Annotated in this window: 21 protein-coding genes; 9 read left to right on the top strand and 12 right to left on the bottom strand. The window is 60.4% G+C overall.

Annotated elements, in window-relative coordinates; translation table 11 throughout:
- Window positions 1-109: 109 nt before the first annotated feature.
- Both HHJ19_RS05755 and HHJ19_RS05750 read right to left on the bottom strand, forming a co-directional pair.
- A complete protein-coding gene (locus HHJ19_RS05755) occupies window positions 110-784 on the bottom strand; it encodes a response regulator transcription factor (protein WP_296904888.1) in 675 nt (224 codons plus the stop codon).
- 16 nt (window positions 785-800) lie between these two features.
- A complete protein-coding gene (locus HHJ19_RS05750) occupies window positions 801-2207 on the bottom strand; it encodes a cache domain-containing protein (protein WP_296904887.1) in 1407 nt (468 codons plus the stop codon).
- Window positions 2208-2548: 341 nt separating this feature from the next.
- On the opposite strand from HHJ19_RS05750, the gene HHJ19_RS05745 reads away from it, so the two are divergent.
- The 4 genes from HHJ19_RS05745 to HHJ19_RS05730 all read left to right on the top strand — a co-directional run bounded on the left by HHJ19_RS05745 (window position 2549) and on the right by HHJ19_RS05730 (window position 7440).
- Window positions 2549-3766, top strand: coding sequence for an ABC transporter substrate-binding protein (locus tag HHJ19_RS05745; protein WP_296904885.1), 1218 nt, complete (start codon window positions 2549-2551; stop codon window positions 3764-3766).
- A 114-nt stretch (window positions 3767-3880) separates the two neighbouring features.
- The gene (locus HHJ19_RS05740; RefSeq protein WP_296904883.1) at window positions 3881-4756 is read left to right on the top strand and encodes a branched-chain amino acid ABC transporter permease; all 876 of its coding nucleotides are present in this window, start codon (window positions 3881-3883) and stop codon (window positions 4754-4756) included.
- Between the two features lie 2 nt (window positions 4757-4758).
- The gene (locus tag HHJ19_RS05735) at window positions 4759-6690 is read left to right on the top strand and encodes a branched-chain amino acid ABC transporter ATP-binding protein/permease (protein WP_296904882.1); all 1932 of its coding nucleotides are present in this window, start codon (window positions 4759-4761) and stop codon (window positions 6688-6690) included.
- A 27-nt stretch (window positions 6691-6717) separates the two neighbouring features.
- Window positions 6718-7440 carry an ABC transporter ATP-binding protein gene (locus HHJ19_RS05730; protein ID WP_296904880.1) on the top strand — a complete coding sequence of 241 codons (723 nt, stop codon included), beginning with the start codon at window positions 6718-6720 and terminating at the stop codon, window positions 7438-7440.
- A 141-nt stretch (window positions 7441-7581) separates the two neighbouring features.
- Here the strand turns inward: HHJ19_RS05730 and HHJ19_RS05725 are convergent, their stop codons facing one another.
- Window positions 7582-8490 (bottom strand): PPK2 family polyphosphate kinase, encoded by a 909-nt coding sequence (locus tag HHJ19_RS05725; protein ID WP_296904879.1) that lies wholly within the window; start codon window positions 8488-8490, stop codon window positions 7582-7584.
- 181 nt (window positions 8491-8671) lie between these two features.
- Here HHJ19_RS05725 and HHJ19_RS05720 point away from each other — a divergent pair, with 181 nt between their 5' ends.
- Window positions 8672-9112 carry a rhodanese-like domain-containing protein gene (locus HHJ19_RS05720; protein WP_296904877.1) on the top strand — a complete coding sequence of 147 codons (441 nt, stop codon included), beginning with the start codon at window positions 8672-8674 and terminating at the stop codon, window positions 9110-9112.
- Window positions 9113-9272: 160 nt separating this feature from the next.
- The gene (cqsA, locus tag HHJ19_RS05715; protein WP_296904875.1) at window positions 9273-10526 is read left to right on the top strand and encodes an alpha-hydroxyketone-type quorum-sensing autoinducer synthase; all 1254 of its coding nucleotides are present in this window, start codon (window positions 9273-9275) and stop codon (window positions 10524-10526) included.
- Here cqsA and HHJ19_RS05710 read toward each other — a convergent pair.
- The 3 genes from HHJ19_RS05710 to HHJ19_RS05700 are packed head-to-tail and all read right to left on the bottom strand — an operon-like array spanning window position 10523 to window position 12805.
- A complete protein-coding gene (locus HHJ19_RS05710) occupies window positions 10523-11509 on the bottom strand; it encodes a response regulator (protein ID WP_296904874.1) in 987 nt (328 codons plus the stop codon). The genes cqsA and HHJ19_RS05710 overlap by 4 nt on opposite strands.
- Before the next feature lie 49 nt (window positions 11510-11558).
- Window positions 11559-11852: an ATP-binding protein gene (locus HHJ19_RS05705; protein WP_296904872.1), complete on the bottom strand. Its 294-nt coding sequence runs from the start codon at window positions 11850-11852 to the stop codon at window positions 11559-11561.
- Window positions 11840-12805 (bottom strand): sensor histidine kinase, encoded by a 966-nt coding sequence (locus HHJ19_RS05700; RefSeq protein WP_296904871.1) that lies wholly within the window; start codon window positions 12803-12805, stop codon window positions 11840-11842. The genes HHJ19_RS05705 and HHJ19_RS05700 overlap by 13 nt, the downstream gene beginning before the upstream one ends.
- A gap of 54 nt (window positions 12806-12859) precedes the next feature.
- Between HHJ19_RS05700 and HHJ19_RS05695 the strand changes: the two genes are divergently transcribed.
- Complete coding sequence (locus tag HHJ19_RS05695) at window positions 12860-13528, top strand: helix-turn-helix transcriptional regulator (protein ID WP_296904869.1); 669 nt, start codon at window positions 12860-12862, stop codon at window positions 13526-13528.
- Window positions 13529-13602: 74 nt separating this feature from the next.
- The gene (locus HHJ19_RS05690; protein WP_296904868.1) at window positions 13603-14370 is read left to right on the top strand and encodes a type III pantothenate kinase; all 768 of its coding nucleotides are present in this window, start codon (window positions 13603-13605) and stop codon (window positions 14368-14370) included.
- Between the two features lie 82 nt (window positions 14371-14452).
- On the opposite strand, the gene HHJ19_RS05685 is transcribed toward HHJ19_RS05690, so the two are convergent.
- Entirely contained in the window at window positions 14453-15901 is a 1449-nt protein-coding gene (locus HHJ19_RS05685; RefSeq protein WP_296904866.1) for a wax ester/triacylglycerol synthase family O-acyltransferase, read from the bottom strand.
- 291 nt (window positions 15902-16192) lie between these two features.
- Here HHJ19_RS05685 and HHJ19_RS05680 point away from each other — a divergent pair, with 291 nt between their 5' ends.
- On the top strand, window positions 16193-16447 hold the full coding sequence (locus HHJ19_RS05680) for an acyl-CoA-binding protein (protein ID WP_296904864.1): 255 nt from the start codon (window positions 16193-16195) through the stop codon (window positions 16445-16447).
- 283 nt (window positions 16448-16730) lie between these two features.
- On the opposite strand, the gene HHJ19_RS05675 is transcribed toward HHJ19_RS05680, so the two are convergent.
- From HHJ19_RS05675 to HHJ19_RS05655, 5 genes are all read right to left on the bottom strand, one after another.
- On the bottom strand, window positions 16731-17123 hold the full coding sequence (locus tag HHJ19_RS05675; protein WP_296904862.1) for a VOC family protein: 393 nt from the start codon (window positions 17121-17123) through the stop codon (window positions 16731-16733).
- The gene (locus HHJ19_RS05670) at window positions 17120-18076 is read right to left on the bottom strand and encodes a hydroxymethylglutaryl-CoA lyase (protein WP_296904861.1); all 957 of its coding nucleotides are present in this window, start codon (window positions 18074-18076) and stop codon (window positions 17120-17122) included. The genes HHJ19_RS05675 and HHJ19_RS05670 overlap by 4 nt, the downstream gene beginning before the upstream one ends.
- The gene (locus HHJ19_RS05665) at window positions 18073-19398 is read right to left on the bottom strand and encodes a CaiB/BaiF CoA-transferase family protein (protein ID WP_296904859.1); all 1326 of its coding nucleotides are present in this window, start codon (window positions 19396-19398) and stop codon (window positions 18073-18075) included. The genes HHJ19_RS05670 and HHJ19_RS05665 overlap by 4 nt, the downstream gene beginning before the upstream one ends.
- 296 nt (window positions 19399-19694) lie before the next feature.
- Entirely contained in the window at window positions 19695-20036 is a 342-nt protein-coding gene (locus HHJ19_RS05660; protein WP_296904858.1) for a polyhydroxyalkanoic acid system family protein, read from the bottom strand.
- Window positions 20029-20755, bottom strand: a 727-nt coding sequence (locus tag HHJ19_RS05655) for an aminopeptidase (RefSeq protein ID WP_296904856.1), incomplete at its 5' end; no start/stop codon positions are given. The genes HHJ19_RS05655 and HHJ19_RS05660, both read right to left, overlap by 8 nt.

The following is a 20755-nucleotide window of genomic DNA, read 5'->3' as shown; positions in this document are numbered from 1 at the left end:
GGGTGGGCACAGAAAGGTACCAAGACTGGATGATATTACGTTTACGTAAACGTCAACCAAAGGGCGCGCAAATTCTGCTCGAAAACTGGCGTGCTGGAGGCGTGCAGCATCACGCTTCCTCGTGGCTCGACCGGAGTTTTTTCAACGGCAACATGTGGTCTATCGCGTATTTCACCAGTTCCGCCTGTCCGGTGATGCGCAGCTTGCGGCGCAAATTGAGCCGGTGGGTTTCCACCGTGCGCACCGACATGCCCAGTTCACGGGCAATCTGCTTGTTGGAATAACCACAGGCCAGCCAGGCCAGGGTCGCCGACTCTTTGGGCGTCAGCGGGCTGTTGACGCCGCTCGGAGCGGGAAAGCCTTCCAGATAGTGCTGCAACTCGGGGCTGAAGAAAGTATGGCCTCCATGCACCGCCCGGATTGCATTGACCAGTTCCTGGGCGGGCGCATCCTTGAGCACATAGCCCCGGGCGCCGGACTCAATGGCGCGCTTGACATATTCAAGGTTGTTGTGCATCGACAACACCAGTACGGCGATGTCTGGAAAATGCTGCTGGAACAGTGAGGCCAGTTCGATGCCGCTGGCGCCGCGCATGCTGATGTCAGTCAGCACGATGTGCGGTGCATGGGCCTCACCGAGCTCGGCTGCCAGCTGCATCGCCTCGTCCACGCCGCCGGCTTCCCCCACCACCCGGATGTCGTCGGTGGCTTCGAGCCGCATGCGCACTCCGTCGCGCACAAAGGGGTGGTCATCGACCAGAATGAGGCAAATCGTCTCATGCATCGCATTTCTCTTGTGTTCATGCAACGGCGGTGTCGAGCCAAGCCTGGACTTCGGTGCCGTCGTCATCGGAATAAATTTTCAATGTGCCGCCCAGGCCTTCCATCCGCTCCCGCATGTTGCGCAGGCCAATGCCGCTGCGGTTATCGGTCTGGATCTGCCGCAGATCGAAGCCTTTGCCATCGTCTTTGATCGACAGGCTGATGCGGTGGCGATGGTAGACCAGTTCGACACGCACATTGGCTGCACTCGAATGCAGTTTGGCATTGGTCAGAGCTTCCTGCGAAATGCGAAACAGCGCGGTACTCTGGCTCAGTGGTAGGGCACAGGGTTTGCCGCGGGTGGAAAACCGGATATCGAAGCTGCCTTGCTCCCGCACTTCGGTGGTCAGCACCTCGATAGCCGGGCCCAGTCCGAAGTCGTCGAGCAGGGCCGGGCGCAGGCCGTGGGAAATGCGGCGAACTTCGAGCAAGGCCGCATTCAACCGCTCAAGGCCGCGCCCGAGCGGACCAATAATCTGCGGCTCGGCCGGCAAGCCTTTGGCCACGGGCTTCGCTTCAGCTGGCCCCGCCTGCGCCATCAGCCTGTTTTCCAGCTGCAGCTGCGCGGTTTCCAGAAAAAACTTGGACGATACCAGCACCTGGACGATGCCGTCGTGAAGCTCTCTGGCCACCCGCACTCGTTCTTCCTCCTGGGAATGCACGACCCGCTGGGCCAGGTAGCGCAGCTTGGCGCTGGATTCCTTGTTGTCGCTAATATTCAGCGCCAGCCCGGCCAGGCCCATGAGAATGATGGAAACAATCGCAATTGCGTACATCCGTACCTCGGTTTCGCGGATGTTGGCCTGCGCCTGGGCGTCAATGCTCCGAAGCGCAAGCTCGATATCGTCCAGGTAAAGGCCGGTGCCCAGCATCCAGCCCCAGGGCGTGACCGGCTCTACATAGCCGAGCTTAAAAGCCACCTGGAGAGACGACGGCTTTTCCCAGTAGTAGCGGACGATGCCGCCGCCCCTCTCGGTGGCCTCCAGCAGCTTCTGGATGGGCGAGTCTCCGAAAGGATCTTTGAGGTTCCAGAGGTTTTTGCCCACCAACTCGGGCTGGCGCGGATGCATCAGGTTATTTCCCTTCATGTCATAGACAAAGAAATAACCGTCCTTGCCGTATTCCAGCCGGGCCAAAATCGCAATCGCCTCGGCCTGGCGCTGCGCGCTGGATGCGTCCTTGACCAACGGCGCAATCGAACTCTGGGCCAGCTTCACATGGGCCCGCAGCTCCGCTTCGCGGCTGGCCAGGTAGGTCGACTCGACCAGATCGCGCTCCTGCTTGGCCAGCTTCAAGGTTTGGTTGCGCACTGTCAGGATCACCGATCCCAGCGCAATGCTCATCGGCACTATCGACAGCAAAAATATTTTGAGCCGAAGCTGCATGGGATCGTCCGAAAAATTGCGCGGTGGCTTGCATGCGCAACGCGCGCAACGCAATGGCCGGGTCATCAAACCATACCTTCGTTCAGCGCTGCCCGTCAAGGCATAAATCACTGCGGTGGCTGAGTCACGGTCCGTCTGTTTGCCGTCGGTTTTCTATAGATATGCAGCTGGTTTGCCCGTTCGTTTTTGTTAAGTAGTAATGCGTAGGGGAAAACAGAGTCTTGCTACCGATAAATCAATTTCATAATCCGCACGGCAGCATGGCGTCCTGGCCTGCATGGCATTGATCTGTATTTGTAGATACACCTTCACCTTTATTACCCACCACTACTGGAGACACCATGAATATACGTTTTGCAAAACTGGCGGTTGCGTCAGCCGTCCTGAGCGTTGCCGGTCTTGCCGTTGCAGCCGACCCGATCAAGATCGGCGTGTCTGGTCCTTTTACCGGCGGTTCTTCATCGATGGGCGTGAGCATGCGTGACGGCGTCAGGCTTGCCGTCGAGGAAATCAACAAATCCGGCGGCGTGCTGGGCCGCAAGCTGCAAGTCGTCGAGCGCGATGACGAAGCCAAGAACGAGCGCGGGGTGCAGATTGCGCAGGAACTGATTAACAAGGAAAAAGTGGCGGCCACCGTCGGCTACATCAACACCGGCGTGGCGCTGGCTTCGCAGCGCTTCTTTCAGGATGCCAAGATTCCCGTGATGAACAACGTGGCGACCGGCAGCGTTATCACAACGCAGTTCAAGGACCAGCCGGACAACTACATCTTTCGCAACTCGGCCAATGACAGTATTCAGGCGCCGATGATTGTGGAAGAGGCCATTACCCGCCGCGGCTTCAAAAAGGTCGCGATTCTGGCTGACTCCACCAACTACGGTCAGCTGGGCCGCGAAGATCTTGAAAAAGCGCTCACCGCCAAGGGCATCAAGCCGGTGGCAGTCGAGAAGTTCAACATCAAGGACGTTGACATGACAGCCCAGCTGCTCAAGGCCAAGGAAGCCGGTGCAGACGCCGTGCTGACCTACGGCATTGGGCCCGAGCTGGCGCAGATTGCCAACGGCATGACCAAGCTCGGCTGGAAGGTGCCGATGGTTGGCAGCTGGACGCTCTCGATGGCCAACTATATCGACAACGCCGGCCCGGGTGGTGAAGGCGCGCGCATGCCGCAAACTTTCATCCAGCTGGGGGACACCGCGAAGCGCAAGGCCTTTATTGATTCTTACCTGAAAACCTTCAAGCCGAAAAACAACCGCATCGATTCACCGGTGTCGGCGGCCCAGGGTTATGACTCCATTTTTCTGCTGGCCGCTGCGATCAAGCAGGCTAACAGCACCGATGGCCCAAAAATCCGAGAAGCGCTGGAAAACCTGAGCGCCAAGGTAGAAGGTGTTGTAACTACCTATGACAAACCGTTCACCAAGGATGATCATGAGGCCATTACCGCCAATATTCCGGTGTTTGGCGAAGTCAAGGACGGCAAGGTGGTGTATGCCTATGACACGGACATGAAAAAAGGCGGCGAAACCCGCATGAAACAGGCCAAGGCCAAGAAGTAACATCGCTTGAAACAAAGCACCGCGCTGGCTTCCACGGCTTTCGCGGTGTTTTTTTTCGAGCCCCACAAAGGGTCGGTGTGAACAGACCCCGAACCCCTTTACGGAACTGAATATATGGAAATCCTGCTCCAACTTGTTTACAGCGGCGTCGCGCTGGGCATGATCTATGCGGTCATCGCTTTCGGCTACCAACTGACCTTTCAGACTTCGGACACCCTCAATTTCGGTCAGGGCGATGCGCTCATGCTGGGGGCCATGGTCGGCTTGACGCTGGTCAACCTGGGCGTCAATTACTGGCTGATGATTCCGCTGGTCATTCTTTTTGGACTGTTGCAGGGTGGTCTGGTCGAGCGCATCGGCGTGCGCCCCGCCATCAAGATAAAAAGTGAATTTGGCTGGATCATGTCGACCATCGCGCTGGGCATCATCTTCAAGAATGTGGCCGAAAATATCTGGGGCCGGGACGATCTGAGGTTTCCTTCGCCGCTGCCGGAAGCGCCGATCAAGATATTTGGCGCCAACGTGCTGCCGATGGAAATCCTGGTGGTGGTCGGTGCCGTCCTGATGATGCTTGCAGTCGAATTTTTTAACCGCAAGACGATTTACGGAAAAGCCGTTGTCGCCACTTTTAACGACCGCGACGCGGCCAAGCTGATGGGCATCAACACGGGGCTGGTCATCACGTTTTCATATGCGCTGTCGTCGGCCACGGCCGCGTTTGCCGGCGTGCTGATTGCACCGCTGACGCTGACCGGCGCCACGATGGGCGCGGTACTGGGCCTGAAAGCGTTTGCTGTCGCCATCATCGGCGGGCTGACCAGCGGTATGGGCATCATTGTGGGAGGCATCATTTTGGGTGTCGCCGAGACCACAACCGGTTTTTATATTTCCACCGGCTACAAGGACGTCCCCGGACTGGTCCTGCTGCTGCTGGTGCTGGCTTTCAAGCCTGCTGGCCTGTTTGGTAAAAACGCGATCAAGAAAGTTTGAAGATGAACCGCAAGACCCTTATTGCCGCCGTGTTGGGGCTGGCCTTGCTGGCCGCTGTGCCCCTGTTTACCAGCAACTCCTACTACATCCACATGGTCGGCACGATCATGATTTACGCCATCTTGTTGTACGGACTGGACATCGTGGTCGGCTACACCGGCCAGGTTTCCCTGGGCCATGCGGGCCTGTTCGGTGTCGGGTCCTATACGGCTGGCGTGCTATTCATGAAGCTGGGCGCCCCCCTTTGGCTCATCATTCCGGCCAGTATTGCCGTGACTGCGATTTTTGGCGCCTTGCTGGCCTTGCCGGCGTTGCGCGTGACGGGGCCTTACCTGGCAATGGTTACCTTGGCATTCGGCACCATCATCCAGATTCTTATTAACGAGATGACCTTTCTCACCGAAGGTCCGCTAGGCATCAAGATTCCCAAGCCATCGATCGCTGGCTATCAGCTGGACGAGCACGGTTTTTACTGGCTGGTGTTTGCGCTGATGGTGATTTCCCTGGTTGTTGTGGACCGTATTCTTCGTTCGCAGCTCGGCCGCGCGTTCGAAGCCTTGCGCGGCAGCCCCGTTGCGTCCGATTGCATGGGGGTTTCGGTTTACCGTTACAAGGTTTATGCGTTTGTCATCAGCGCCGGTTTTGCCGGTCTGGCCGGCTGCCTGTATGCCTATTCGGAGCAGTACATTTCTCCCAATACCTACAATTTCGAGCTGACGGTGTTGTTTTTGCTTGCCGTCATCATGGGTGGGCGCAAGACCCGTTCCGGCGCACTGCTGGGCGCTGCCATCATTGTGATTTTGCCCAAGTTGCTGGATGACCTCGAGCTCTTTCGCATCGTCTCGACCGCCCTGGCAACGCTAATTACGGTCGGTGCCGTGGTCGGCGTGATGAGAAAGATCACCACGCCCACGGCCATGGCAATTCCGGTCGTCGGCACGATCGCGCTTGCCGGGTTCTCCTTCTGGCTGGAGTCCATTACGGACTGGCGCCTGAGCATTTTTGGCTTGATGATTCTTTTTGTTGTGTACTACCTGCAAAACGGCATCGTCGGCTTTGTGCGCGCCTTGTTCCATGTGCGAAAGTCTGCGCCCGAGATGATCAGCAGTACAGACGATGGCAAGGACGCGATCGTCGTGGCCGCGAGTGCCGGAGCCGCCGAAACAGGGGGCGACCTGTTGATTGCGCAGGGCGTGTTGATGCAGTTTGGTGGCCTCAAAGCCATCAACCAGGTCGATTTGCGCATCAAGCGCGGCACCATTCACGGCCTGATCGGCCCCAATGGCTCGGGCAAAAGTACCATGATGAACGTGCTGACCGGCATTTACGTGCCGACGGGAGGAAGCATCAATTTCGCTGGCCGCTCGGTGGTCGGGCGTACCTCGTCGGACATTGCGCTATCGGGCATTGCACGCACTTTCCAGAACGTGCAGCTGTTCGGCGAGATGACCGCGCTGCAGAACGTTCAGGTCGGCTTGCACCATACCTTTGACAGCAACATTGTTGACGTGGCGCTGCACACCCCGCGTTATCGGCGCGAGGAAAAAGCCGCCATCGAGCGGGGATTGGGACTGCTGCGCTTTGTTGGCCTGGGTGATCTGGCAAGCGAGGAGGCGCGCAACCTGCCCTACGGCAAGCAGCGCCTGCTCGAAATTGCCCGCGCACTGGCGCTCGACCCGCAACTGCTGCTGCTCGACGAACCGGCTGCCGGCCTGACCGCGCCCGATATCAAGGAACTGGTGACCATCATCCGCAAGATCCGCGACCACGGCATTACCGTGATCCTGATCGAACATCACATGGACGTGGTGATGAGCATGTGCGACACCGTCTCGGTGCTCGACTTCGGCCAGAAAATCGCCGAGGGCAAGCCCGCCGATGTGCAGGCTGACGAAAAAGTGATCGAGGCTTACCTCGGTGGCACGGCCGCCTGAGCAAGCATAAGGAAGGATGAATTCACCATGTTGAGTATCAAGAATCTGGAAGCCGGTTACGGCAAGGTGCAGGTCCTGCACGGTATTTCCATGGAAGTGCCCAAGGGCAAGGTGGTCACGCTGATCGGCTCCAACGGCGCCGGAAAAACGACCACCATGCGCGCCATTTCGGGAATGATCAAGCCTACCGCCGGCGAGATCAACCTGCACGGCAAGCGTATCGATGGCCTGGAGTCTTACACCATCGCCAAGCAGGGCCTGGCCCATTCCCCTGAAGGACGGCGCGTGTTTGCCACCATGACGGTGACTGACAACCTGATCCTGGGCGCCTTTCCGCGTCTCACGGGAAGCCGACCCAAGGGCGATGTGCCGGGTGACCTCGACCGGGCGCTGGACCTGTTCCCGCGGCTCAAGGAGCGCCGTAACCAGCTGGCTGGAACGCTGTCGGGCGGCGAACAGCAAATGCTCGCAATGGCCCGTGCCGTGATGCTGAACCCCGAAATCGTTCTGCTCGATGAACCTTCCATGGGCCTGGCACCGATTCTGGTGGAAGAAGTGTTTCGCATCATTGCCGATCTGAAGTCGCGCGGCGTCACCATGCTGCTGGTCGAGCAGTTTGCCGCTGCCGCGCTCAAGGTGGCTGACTACGGCTACGTGCTGGAAAACGGCCGCATTTCAGTGCATGGCGAGGCTTCGAAATTGCGCAACGATCCGGCGGTGAAGGCGGCATACCTGGGTGGTGGGCACTGATAAAAGTTAACGCAGTTGCAGCTTTTAATTGCTATAAAAAATATAGCAGTTTGTGTCGATGCTGATTGGAGTTGAGGCCTTAGTTGGCTTAAAAAAATCGGCTTTCAGAAGCCCCGTGCTGACCGGCTTGCAGTCAGCCCGTCATACGATCTTGAGTCCCTTGAGCGCCGGGTCTTCGGGCGGGTAGCGCAAATCGAGTTGCTGCAGGGTCTGGCGCACCAGGGTGGCAATCATCAGATTGCGATGTGTTTTGGAGTTTGCCGGCACCACCGTCCAGGGCGCCCACGTCGTGCTGGTGGCGTTGAGCAGGTCTGCATAGGCCTGCTGGTACAGTTTCCACTGTTTACGCGCTTCCAGGTCAGCCAGGCTGAATTTCCAGTTTTTGCTTGGATCATCAATCCGTTCCTGCAACCGGGCGCGCTGTTCTTCCAGGCTGATGTGCAGCATGAACTTGACAATCACCGTTCCGGTTTCGCTGAGCATGCGTTCAAAGTCATTGATCTGCTGGTAGCGCTGTGCCTTCTGTTCCGGCGTGATCCAGCCGTTCACCACCGGCACCAGCACATCTTCGTATTGGCTCCGGTTGAAAATCATCATCTCGCCCACGCCGGGCATCGCCTGGTGAATTCGCCACAGGTAGTCGTGGGCCCGGTCTTCTTCGCTCGGCGCTTTCCAGCCCACGGTGCGCACACCCAGCGGGCTGATGCGGCTGAAAACGCTGCGTAGCGTGCCGTCCTTGCCCGAGGTATCGGTACCTTGCAGAATGATCAGAAGCTTGAAGCGCTTGTCGGCGTAAAACAGGTTTTGCAGGGTGTCGAGTTCGGCCGCGAGCGCTTCAACGGCCTCCTTGTCGCGCACCTTGTCCCCGGACGAAAAGGGTTTGGCCGCAGGATCAAAGTCGGACAGGCTGCAGGTCCTGGATTTTTTCCTGTCAACTGCGTTTGCAAGGGGTGGTTGCCACTGCGAGCGCAGATCAGCCAGTGCCTTGCGTTCGGCTTTGCTGACAGACGAGGCGGGTTTGGCGGGGGCATCGGCAGGTTTTGAGGACATCAAGTTTTCGGGAGTTGTCGGGGTTGTACTTATTTTGCACGGCGGCGTAGGCCTTGCGCAGCGATATTTCCTGGTCATCTCCTTGCGAGGCGTGAAGTAATACACTTATTTTGACGTCAGATACGCGGTTTCTGAGCGGGCACAGGCCGGACTTCAAATCAACCAATGACTGGGTAACTTTATGAAAACTGATTTCTCGGCGCATGTGGGCGGGCAAACAGTGCATCCCGCACCAGATTACGCCGGAAGCATTACGGGGCTGCTGGCCTGGAAATGGGTGCAGTCGGGTGAGGCGGTGCTGGTGGATGTGCGAACTGACGCAGAACGCGAATGGGTCGGCGTGGTTCCGGGCGCCGTGGCACTGGCGTGGAAACAATGGCCCGGCATGGCAATAAATCCCGCTTTTGACGACGGACTGCGGGCGGCAGTGCCAGCGGGTAGGAAAGTCGCCTTGCTCTGCCGCAGTGGTGTGCGCTCGATCGCAGCCGCCAGGCGAGCTACCGAACTGGGTTTGCAGGCCTACAACATTCTGGAAGGCTTTGAAGGTGATGCCGATGAGCTGGGCCAGCGCGGTCACCGGGGCGGATGGCGTTTTCAGGGACTGCCCTGGCTGCAGAAATAGCTGTCAGGTAAAAAAGGGTCGCCAAGGTCAGTGCGGGGATTTCGGCAAGCCGGTTGAGGACCCTGTCGGCGCGCCCTACTGTCAGTTCTGACAGGGTGGCGGGTGTATGAATTTGTGAGAAAGTTTTCAATAAGGTTGTTTTTATTAAAGGAACAACCTTATGCAAGTACTTGAACGCCTTCCCGAACTCTTTTCCAAAACCCACCATAACCCCCCGTTGCTGCCCCGCCTGCGCGAGCGGTTCGAGCAGCAGTTCATGCCCCACTGGCAAAACCAGTGGGGCGGAAAATGTATTTTGCATGGCCGCAGGCCGGGACCGGACTCCGTCCGGCTCGACGGCAATGACTACCTCGGCGTGTCGGGACACCCCGATATCGTCCGGGCCCAGATGGCCAGCCTGCAGCACAACAACGACGGCGTGATCCAGTCGGGCGCTTTTCTGCTCGACGCACATCCCTCCCGCCAGCTGGAAGCATCGCTTGCCGCCTGGGTCGGCAAGGAGGACGGGTTTGTGTGTCAGTCCGGTTACTCGGCGAACGTTGGATTGCTGCAGGCGATTGCCGATGAGAAAACCCCTGTCTACGTCGACTCCCTGGCCCACACGTCGCTGTGGGAAGGCGTGCGTGCAGCGCGGGCGCCGGCTCATGCCTTCCGTCACAACGATCCGGCGCATCTCGCGCGCATGATTGCGCGCCACGGGCCTGGCATCGTCGTGGTGGATTCGGTCTACAGCACCACTGGCGCCTTGTGCCCCCTGACCGAGATTGTCGAGGTGGTCGAGCAGCATGGCTGCACGATTCTGGTCGATGAGTCGCACTCGCTTGGTACCCACGGCCCGGAAGGCGCGGGGCTGTGCGCCGAACTTGGCTTGACAGACCGCGTGCACTTCATCACCGCGAGTCTGGCCAAGGCCTTTGCTGGACGCGCCGGTTTTTTTACTGTTCCGGCCGAGCTGCGCTACTACGTGCTGCATCATAGCTATCCCAACATTTTCAGCTCCTGCCTGCTGCCGCATGAAATTGCCGGGCTGGCGGCTACGCTGGAGGTGGTTCGCCACAGTGATGATGCCCGGGTGCGCCTGCATGCCAACACGGTCCGGTTGCGCGCAAGTTTTTCTGACATGGGCTACCCCATCCATCAGGGCAGCCAGCAGATCATTGCGCTGGAAGCAGGTACCGAGCCTGCCACCATGGTGCTGCGCGACCATCTGGAAGAACACCATGTATTTGGTGCAGTGTTCTGCGCCCCGGCCACCAGTCGCAACCGCGCCATGGTCCGCCTGACGCTCAATGCCGGTCTGACCGAATCCGAACTGGAACGGGTGGAACTGACAGCCCGCGAGCTTGCCCCCGTGCTCAAGCCCTGGGACTGGCCGATCGCACGTCGCGCCCGCGCTGGCCAGGGTGAAGGCTAGTCCTGCACCCGACGATCGCCATTGTCGGCCAAAAAGCGCGCGTAACTGCCCGTCTCGCCCGGAGCCAGCGTCTCGTCGAGTTTGACCATGGCAGCGTAGACCGGCGCCCCGCCGCTGGCCAGGACAAAGGCCTGGCGTGGCTGCGGCCGATGAGCCGCGCCCAGCGCCAGCTGCAGCTCCACGTCAACGAGTTTTCTGCCGGCCCGAATATCCTGGACTGTGGTCTCGTCCCAAGCCTGGGACGCAGCCATTTCGGCCAGCTCCTGCAGCTTGTCGCCAGGCTCGAGCTGGAGCCAGCTGACATCGCCCTTCTGGTCAAGTGCCAGCATGCCGAAAGGGGCGCCGATGACCACATGCTCTATCCAGCCCTGCCTGAGCGCAAGGCTTTCCAACGCCTGTGACAGGAGCGGGTCGCAAAGCAGTTCATGCTGCTCCCGCGACAGCGTGGCACGCCAGACCTGTTGATGGCGCTCGTCCGGCAAATAGCGCAGGTCCTGGATGGCGGTGGTCAGGTGCAGGCGCAGGCCGGGCGACTGCTTGGGGATGAATTGCTCGATCAGCCCACGGTTAAAGGCCGATATGGCGAGCTGCTCGTCGGCGCGGCCAGTGAGCAAAATACGTGAGCCCGACCAGCCCGTCAATTCGCTCAACACGCGCAGCCCGCTCATGGCCGGCATCGCGTAGTCCACCACGCAGACCTTGGTGAGCGCAAATCGCGCGGTTCCATCGGCCTGCCAATATTGCAGGATTTGCGGGATCAATGAAGTTCCTTCGCGCCAGCGATTGACAATGTGCTGCTGCTGCCAGGCGTCGGCTTCCCGCTGCGCAGGATCCTGCAGCAGCGCCTCGATGCAGGCTATGGGACGCAGAAAAAAACGTGCATGCCAGTCAGTCGGCATGACCTCGGCCAGCATTTCCAGGTAGTCCCGGTCGTCGTCGAGAAACACGACGCCACCAGGGCGGCGAAAAAGTGGAAAAGACATGGCTGTTGGCTTTATCAGGATTGTCGAAAATAAACCAGGAACACGCTTGTCAGGCCGCAATCGGCAGGGTGACCGCAAAAGTGGCCCCCGCTGCATATTCGGATTTCACCTGTATGCTGCCGCCTGCGCTTTGCACCACCTGCTGGCAAAAAGCAAGGCCCAGGCCGTGCCCGGTATCGCGGTCGTTGGAAAAAAAAGGTTTGAAAATCCGCGGCAGCAATGCCGGCGCAATCCCCAAACCCTCATCGGACACTTCAATGCGCCCCTTCATCTTGTTGCGTTCGACTTTGATACGCAGCGCACCGAGGGGATAGCGCGAGTCAGCAGCCGTCAGCGAGTGCACTGCGTTCTTGATGAAAGAAACACGAAATCGTCGTGGATAAGCACCTCCACGCATTCGCGCTGACGGCTTGACGCGTAGGGGTAGCCCGCCACAACCTCGTGAACCAGCGCGCTGGCGGAAATCAGCTCGGCATAACGTGGCAACTGCAGCAGTTTGGCATTGGCAATTTGTGTGTCGATCTGCTGGTTCATGTTGCGCACCAGTGAGTGAAGGCGCTGCCCCAGCTTGTCCAGTTGCGCTGCCCGTGGGGGGTCGGGCTGTCGCTGGGCTTCCATCTGCATTGCATCGCCAATCAGCGCTGCCGTGGAAAGCGGCGTACGCAGCTCATGCGCCATGATGCCCATGGTCGCCAGCGTGTTCGCCAGTTGTTCGCGCCGCAGGTTGGCCGATGACACGCCGAGCAACAAGGCGCAGCACCAGCTAAACGCGATGACGACGGCGTCTACGGCATGATCCGCAGCCAGGATGACAGGGCCGGCGGGGATCAGCGCGAAAAACAGCAGCCAGGCCAGCAAAGCGCCGCTGAGGGTGCCCAGGGTGGCGATGCGCCAGTCGGTTAGGTGGTAATACACCAAAATGATGGCACTCAGGCTGGCCAGCCATACCGCTCCGCCGCCGTTGCGAAGATACATCCAGCTGAAAAAAAGCGGAATTTCCACCCACATAATTGAGATCACCACGATCTGCGTCACCCTGCTCGACAGGTTCGTGCAAACCGCCTTGTGGAGCAGCACCAGTCCCAACGCGCCCAACAACGCCCGTAACCAGAGATTTTCGTAGGGTTGCCTGAGCCAGCTCGACCAGATCCAGCCGAACAGGGGATTGCCGACAAGCAGTGTCAATCCCAGCGCGCGCAGCCGCCAGGGCGATGGGTGCAAAATTGGTTCCACAGGCGCAAGCGTCCAGCGTCCTGGAGAGTGTTTGGCCGGCCGCGACGTGATGCGGGTTGTCATCGGGTAACGCTTTTTCACCTTTGATTTATTGTCCCAGTTCTGCCTTTTTACCTCATGCAACTACCTGCTAACTTTGACAGTGTCAGCCTTGACGGCATCATGAGCGACTGGCTGCTTGCGCTGCGGGAGTTTTCGGTGGAGGCGATCGCCGTGTTGGGTCCTGATCCTTTTGCCGGCTTGCAGCACCGGCTGGTGGTCGCCCTGCACCCGCCGCGCCTGCTTGAAGCCGCGCGGGCCCTCGCCGAAGGCCAGGATTCCGGAGTGCCACAGGCAGACGCGGCTGCACCGCTGGTGAGCTGGCAGCTGATTGTTGAATCGGCTTTTGGCCATCACAGTCGATGGCGGCGGCTCTGGCTCGGTTACGGTTATCAAAGCGTGGTGCGCATCGAGTTCCCGCTGGTCAGCGCGCGCGCCTTCGAGGTCTACCTTTTCAGCCCGCGCCAGTGGCATGACCGCAATGAGGCGGCGGCGCTGGTCTGGTCCGCGCTTAACATCTGGCCGCTGCTGAGCCGGGCAATTGCCGAGGTACGCAATCCGCTGAGTCCGCGCGAACTCGAATGCCTGAAACTGGCGTTCCAGGGCCTGACAGCGCGCGCCAGTGGCGAAGTCCTGCTTTGTAGTGAACGCACCATCAACTTTCACCTGGCCAACGCCATGAGCAAACTCAAGGTCGACAGCAAGCTGGCGGCGGTTCAGCGCGCATGCTGGCTTGGCCTGATCTGAGCCCGCGCGGTGCCGTGCGCCTGCCGGTGTCCGGGCCGCCGGGCTCGCCGAAAATCTGTTCATAATTCAGCCACATGACTTTTCTAGCGCTTGACGTGGGTAACACCCGCCTGAAATGGGCCCAGTACGACGCGCCCGCAGTGGGAGCCAAGCTGCTGGCGCACGGCGCGGTGTTTCTGGAAAACATTGACCGGCTTGCCGAGGATGAGTGGAAGTCGCTACCTGCGCCTTCGGCCATTCTTGGCTGCGTCGTGGCGGGCGACGCCATCAAGCGGCGGGTTTCCGAACAAATGGAACTCTGGGACGCGCTGCCGCGCTGGGTGGTGTCAAGTCCCGAGGAAGCCGGTTTGACCAACGGCTACGACTACCCCGCGCGTCTCGGCTCCGACCGCTGGGTGGCGATGATAGGGGCGCATCACCGCTTGCTGGCGCGAGGCGTGCGCAAGCCCTGCCTGGTGGTCATGGTGGGAACGGCCGTGACAGTCGAGGCCATTGACGCCTCGGGCAGGTTTCTCGGCGGCATTATCCTGCCCGGTCACGGGATCATGTTGCGCGCGCTGGAGTCGGGCACCGCCGGCCTGCATGTACCGACCGGCGAGGTGCGGGATTTTCCGACCAACACCAGCGATGCGCTGACCAGCGGCGGCACCTTCGCCATTGCTGGCGCGGTGCAGCGCATGGTGGACAACATCACCCGCCACTGCGGCGAAGCGCCCGCATGCATCATGACCGGCGGTGCGGGCTGGAAAATGGCGCCCAGCATGTCGGTTCAGGTCGAACTGGTGGAAGGTCTAATTTTTGACGGGTTGCTGGAAATAGCCTCACGGCGTTTCACCGCCTGACCGGCGAACTGCCTGAATGCTATTAAAAGCATAGCTGTTAATGACCATAAATGCTGGACTTGCGGCTTGTTTGACTTAAGAATCAGGGCCTTTCATGCCACGGCAGCATGAGCGTCACGATCGACAGCCTGGCAAATTCGGGCACAAATTCGTCAATAATTCGCTGCGGCTCCGGGCACAACGCGCTGTCGGTAATCACGCCAAACTGCACGCCGCCGCCATAGCTGAGAATCGACACGCCCAGCCCCACATTGCCCGACTGCGGCACCCAGAACATGCTTTGCTCCAGTGTGGCGCCGCAGAATTTGAGTTTTTCGCGCGGCCCTGGCACGTTGGTCATCACGGCGGTGGTTTTTTTCGAGAAAATGTTCAGCATCAGGTCTTGTGCCGGCTTGATCAGCAAGCCCGCCATCGCCAGCAGGCTGAAGGCTAGCAGTGGCTGGTAACTGCCTTTGAGGGCGGTCATGCGGCGGCGCACTTCATAGATGCGCTCGACCGGGTTGGCCAGGCCGATCGGCAGTACCAGCGGAACCAGGCCAAAGTGGTTGCCCAGCTTGTGGGTTTGCTCGCGCGGCCGCAGGTTGACCGGCACCATGGCGCGGATTTCCTGGCCCGCCACCTCGTCGCCCTGCGCCTTCAGATATTCGCCCAGCGCGCCAGCCACGCAGCTGAGCAGTACATCGTTGACGGAACAGTTAAGCGCCTTGCCGACGGCCTTGACTTCGTCCAGCGGAATCGGCTGGCACCAGGCCACTTTTTTAACGCCGCCGGGTGTGCCCTTGAGCCGGGTCTTGGAGTCGTCGGGCATCAGGGCCAGGGCGGCCGTGTCAGCAAGCACCTGAAGCAGCACCTTGCCCAGATCCAGCGAGCTTTTGATACCCTGCTCAAGGCCTTGCTCGACGGATTTTTTTGGATCGCCCAGCATGCCCAGCGAGCGCGCTGCGCCTTCGCCCATGGCGCCCAGCGCCTTGACGGTGAGTTGGGTAAACGGCCTGAGCAGGGTGTCCTCAAACCACTCTTCGACGCTATGCGGCGTGGCGTCCTTGCTGCCACGCCCGGGTGGCGCGGCGCCGCCATCGACCAGCGACATGGTGACCGAAATCAGCGCAATTCCGTCGGCAATGCAGTGGTGGATGCGTACTATCAACGCGCTGCCCTTGACACCGTCCGGGCCGGTGTAGTCCTCGATCAGGTGCATTTGCCACAGCGGATGCGCCGGAGCCAGCCGCTCGGTGGCCAGTTCGGCCACGCGGTCCTGCAGCGCCTGTTCCCCACGGCCCCTGGCGGATTTGGGTAGCTTTTCAAGTATCAGATGGTTTGCGAGGTCGAAGCTTCGGTCAAATACCCAGGTCGCCCCGGCGGCATCTTCGATCACACGCTGACGGAAGCGGTCGTATTTGAGCAGGGTGTTTTCAATGCGTTCGCGGACCGCCTCGTATTTCACGCCAGGCTGCAGTGTCCAGACACCGACAATCTGCATCAGGTTGGCGTCGCAATCCATGCGCAGCCAGGCGGTGTCGACCTTGCTCATGCGCTCGCCTGACAAACCCAAAGTACCTGAAACCGCTCGCTTGAGGTTTTTTTGAACGTTTCTTGCGACCTTACCTGCCACCTGGCGGGCCATCTCCTGGGCAACTCTCCGGGCTAGCTTTTCCCCCGCCGACGGAGCCGTAACGCGTGTGACCATCAAAGCATTCCCTGTTGCAAAATCACCCCGGACTGGAGTGAGCCGTCTATTTTGCAAGGAAGTTGTCGCTAAGATACCCGGCAGTTACCCCAAGCACCATCATTGGTGACCAACTACTAAAAATGGAGCGTTTACATGCCCGACTTGAAAGCCGCCTTTGCCAAAGCCATGGCCGACTCAAAAAACTTCAGCGAACGCCCTGACAACATGACGCTGCTGAAAATCTACGCCCTCTACAAGCAGGGTAGTGTGGGCGACAACGCTGACAAGAAGCCCGGCTTCGCCGATATGGTCGCGCGCGCCAAATGGGATGCCTGGAACAACCTCAAGGGCACGTCGCAGGACGACGCGATGCAGCAGTACATCGATCTGATTGCTGAACTGAGCTGACTGTTTGGGCGACAAGCGCCGGCAGCGACCGCGAAAGGTAAAAAGGCGGTGGGCCCCTGTCAGTCGGCCTTGCTGTTGGCCAGCCTGACAAAGCGGCCGCACATCTTGCGCCCGCTGTCACGTAGCGGGCCCAGTTCGGCGCGGCTTATGACAAGGGCCTTGGCGCCCTCTTTTTCGGTGCGCTTTTTGAAGTTGAAGCCGTTGCGAGGCTGGCAACGTTCATCAGGGTCCTGCCGGAAATGAAAGTCACGTTTTGTCTTCTGGAACGGCGGTGGATGCCTTTTCAGGCGGGTTCGGAAATCTCGATCAGGTTCAGGTCCGGGTCGCGCAGATAAATCGAGCGGATCTTTTGCGTGGCGCCGGTCCGCAAGACCGGTCCTTCGATCACCGGCCAGCTCGCCTGCTTCAGCCGGACCATCACCTCTGTCAGTGAAACGCTCGCCATCAGGCAGATATCCAGTGAGCCGGGTACCGGCAGATGGGCATTGGGCTCAAACTCCCGGCCTCTCACATGCAGGTTGATTTTTTGCACGCCGAATTTGAAGGCCTTGCGCGCCACGGGCGGCGTGCCGCCGACAAAGGTTTCAAGCGTCATTCCCAGCACACGGCAATAGAAGTCAACGCAGGCGGCTTCGTTCGCGGTGGTCAGCACCAGGTGGTCGATCTGTTCGATCATGCCTGCGCCTCGCGTAGTTGAGCCACGTAGGCCGGCGCTGGATGCAGCGACATGATGCGGCCAGCCTTGGCCACCTGGCCCGGTACGTCGTGGCCGACGATCTCCGGCAACTGTCTGGCCAGCACCAGCAATTTTGAAAGATCGATGCCCGTGTCATAGCCCATTGCGTCCAGCATGTGAATCGCATCCTCGCTGGCGACGTTGCCGCTCGCACCGGGCGCATAAGGGCAGCCACCCAAACCGCCCAGCGAGCCGTCGAAACGCTCGATGCCGCCCTGCACCGCAGCCAGCACATTGGCCAGGCCCATGCCGCGCGTATTGTGAAAGTGCAGCGTCAGTTGCAGGTCGGCAAAACGCTTTTGCAGCACCTCGACCATGCGGCTGACCTGCGCCGGGTGCGCCATGCCGGTGGTGTCGCAGATGCTCAAGCCACGCACACCGAGGCCAGCGAAGCGTTCGCTCCAGCGCAGCACTTCTTCCTGTTGCACCTCGCCTTCCATCGGGCAGCCAAAGCTGCACGACAGTGAAATGTTGATGGGCGTTTGGCCATCGACATGGCGAATCACGGCTTGCAGCGCGACAAAACTTTTTTCGCGCGACATGCGCAGGTTCGCCAGGTTGTGTGTCTCGGACACCGACATCACCAGATTCAATTCGTCGGTGCGCGATTCCAGCGCGCGCTCGGCGCCGCGCAGGTTGGGCACCAGCACGGTGTATTCGACACCGGGCACGCGGCGGATGCGGCCCATCACCTCCTCGGCATCGCGCAACATCGGAATCGCCTTGGGCGAGGTGAACGAGGTGACCTCGATCTTGGCGTAGCCGCAGTCGCTGAGCGCGTCGACCAGCGCGACCTTGTCGCTGGTGGCGATGAAGTTCGGTTCGATCTGCAAGCCGTCGCGGGTAGCGACTTCATTGAAGTAAATGCGTGTCACGGGCCCAGTGCGGTTCATTTCATTCCTCCGGCCACAATCCCCTGGTCTTTGAGCGTTTTGATCTGTTCGGGCGACAAGCCCATCTGCAGCAGCACGGCATCGGTGTCCTGGCCAATTTGAGGCGCGTTGCGGCGGTGGCCGCCCGGCGTCCGCGAAAGCTTGGGAACAATGCCCGGCACCGCCAGCACGCTGCCGTCGTCCATCCGCACTTCGTCCAGCATGCCGCGCGCCCGGTAATGCGGATCCGCAGCAATGTCGGCTATGGTGTAGATGCGGCCCGCCGGCACCGAAGCCTGGTCCAGCGCGGCGAGCGCCTCGTCCACGGTGTGTTGCGCGGCCCACTGGCCAATGGCTTCGTCGATCTTGTCCACCTGCGCCACCCGGCCCGCGTTGTCCGCCAGGGCCGGGTCAGTGCCCATTTCAGGCCGGCCAATGGTGGCCATCAGCCGTTTGAAAATGCTGTCGCCGTTGCCGGCAATCAGGACATAGGCCCCCACGCTCCCCGCTTCGCCTGATTCGCTGCCCTCCGCGGCGGCTGGTCTTGGCCGGGGCGTTCCGGCGCCGGTGGCCGATGCACCTGCGCCCTTGCAACGGTAAGCATTGCTCGGCGCAATGCCGGGCAGGGCGCTGCCGGCCGGACCACGAACGGCGCCGAACGCGCTGTATTCGGGCAGCAGGCTTTCCATGCAGTTGAACACCGCTTCGTACAGTGCGACGTCGATCACCTGACCCTGGCCCGAGCGCTGGCGCTCGTGCAACGCCAGCAAGATGCCGATCACGCCGTGCAGCGCCGCCAGCGTGTCGCCGATGCTCACGCCGACGCGCACCGGCACGCGGCCCGGCTCGGCGGTAAGGTGGCGCAGGCCGCTCATGGCCTCGGCGACCACTCCAAAGCCCGGCTTGTCGCGATAGGGGCCGGTCTGGCCATAGCCGCTGATGCGCAGCATGATGAGGCGCGGGTTCAACTTGAGCAATTCATCGGGGCCGAGACCCCAGCCTTCCATCGCGCCAGGGCGGAAGTTTTCGATCAGTACATCGGCATCGCTCGCGAGCTGGCGCACGATCGCCTGCGCCTGCGGATTCTTCAGGTCCAGCGCCACGGACCGCTTGTTGCGCGACTGCACCTGCCACCAGACTGAGGTACCGTCTTTCAGCAAGCGCCATTGGCGCAAGGGGTCACCCGCGCCGGGCGACTCGATCTTGATGATGTCGGCGCCGAAGTCGGCCAGTGTCTTGGCCGCGAAAGGGCCGGCGATCAGCTGGCCCAGCTCCAGCACTTTAAGGCCGGCCAGCGGTCCCTGGATAACAGGGGTCTGGGGGGATGGTTTGGTGATTTCCATGCGGCGAGTGTGCCGCCTCCACGCTGTAACGTCCATGACTGCTTTGAAGATCTGGCTTTGGTATTTGGCGAAGGCTGGGCCAGAAAGTCGATGGGCGCGCCGACACCCGCCTCACTCGGGTCCGGCTGGCGCTCCGCCAGCAGGCGGCGCCGGCCTCGGGGGTCGGCCGGCGGTCGCCAGTTCAGCTTCATCGCCCGCATGATCGGCAACACGGCAATCCCCGGTCCTGAAGCCACAGGTGGCAGACCGCGTCAAAGCGGCTCGCATGCGCAGTTTGAGCGGTCGGTTTGCTGCAGTCAAGGCTCAGGGTTCAGCTTTTTCGGCAACGGTTTTCTTTTGGCAGCGGGTTTTTCAGCGATCAGCGCATCCAGGTTCTTGATGATCTCGCCTTCAATCCGGTCCTTGAAGGCGCCGAGCAAAAAGCCCAGTCTGGCATCGAGCTCGAAACGGTCTTTTGTCACCGCGAGAGTGCCGTGGACCCCCGAGCGATTAAAGCTGACCATGTCAGCGCTCTTGCCTTCTTCATAAGCGCATTCCATGCCGAACTCCTCTTCGGCCTGCTCGGCCCATTTGAAGGCAATCTTGCGTGCTTCAGTCAGGCCCAGGGCATGTTCGCGCTCGATGTGAATGTCAGCCATTGGCCTCTCCTTGTTGTTTTTCGCCATGCCCGGGGGTCAAGGCTTTGTGCCGCTCGGCTTTGGACTGGCTGGCAAGACGCTTCACTGCATCATAAAACCTCGGCCAGTCCCGGCCTTCGTGCTCGAACAGCGCCTCAAAGCCCGGCACCAGTTCGTCGTAAGCCGCTTGCGCGCCAAAGGCCGCATTATTGGCGCGCGCCACCCACGGGTCGTAGGCGGCGTAACCGCCCCAGGACGCCCGGAGTTGCGCGTAGTCATCGCGAAAGCGCTGCATTGCTATATTTTTAAGAGCAGACTGCAACGGTATCTGCTGGACCGCAGGCCTTTTCTTCTTGTAGATGTCGGTCAGCGCATGGCGCGTCGCCTGCGTCAGCGCGCGGAACTGCTGGCGCCTGCCGTCAAATACCTCGTAGGCCTTGCGGGCTTCATCGCGGGCCTGGCTGGCCAGCCAGCGCTGCACGCCCAGGCGCTCGACGGCGGTGGCAAATGACTCGTTGAACATGGTGTCGCCCTCGGCGTAAGTCACCTGGTGCGCAAGTTCGTGAAACACCAGGCGCGCCAGTTCGCCGTCGGTGTAGGCAATGAAGGTGTTGAGCAGGGGGTCGCCACCGGCCCAGTTCATCCAGCCCAGCGTGGAGTAGGCGGGAACGCCGTAAACACTGATCTCAAGGCCTTGCGCCTTGAGATCCTCCGCCTCGGAGCGCGCCTCGGCTTCGCTG

The organism is Polaromonas sp. (assembly GCF_012927415.1).
Lineage (GTDB): Bacteria > Pseudomonadota > Gammaproteobacteria > Burkholderiales > Burkholderiaceae_C > Polaromonas.
This window is presented reverse-complemented; position numbering and strand designations above follow the sequence as displayed.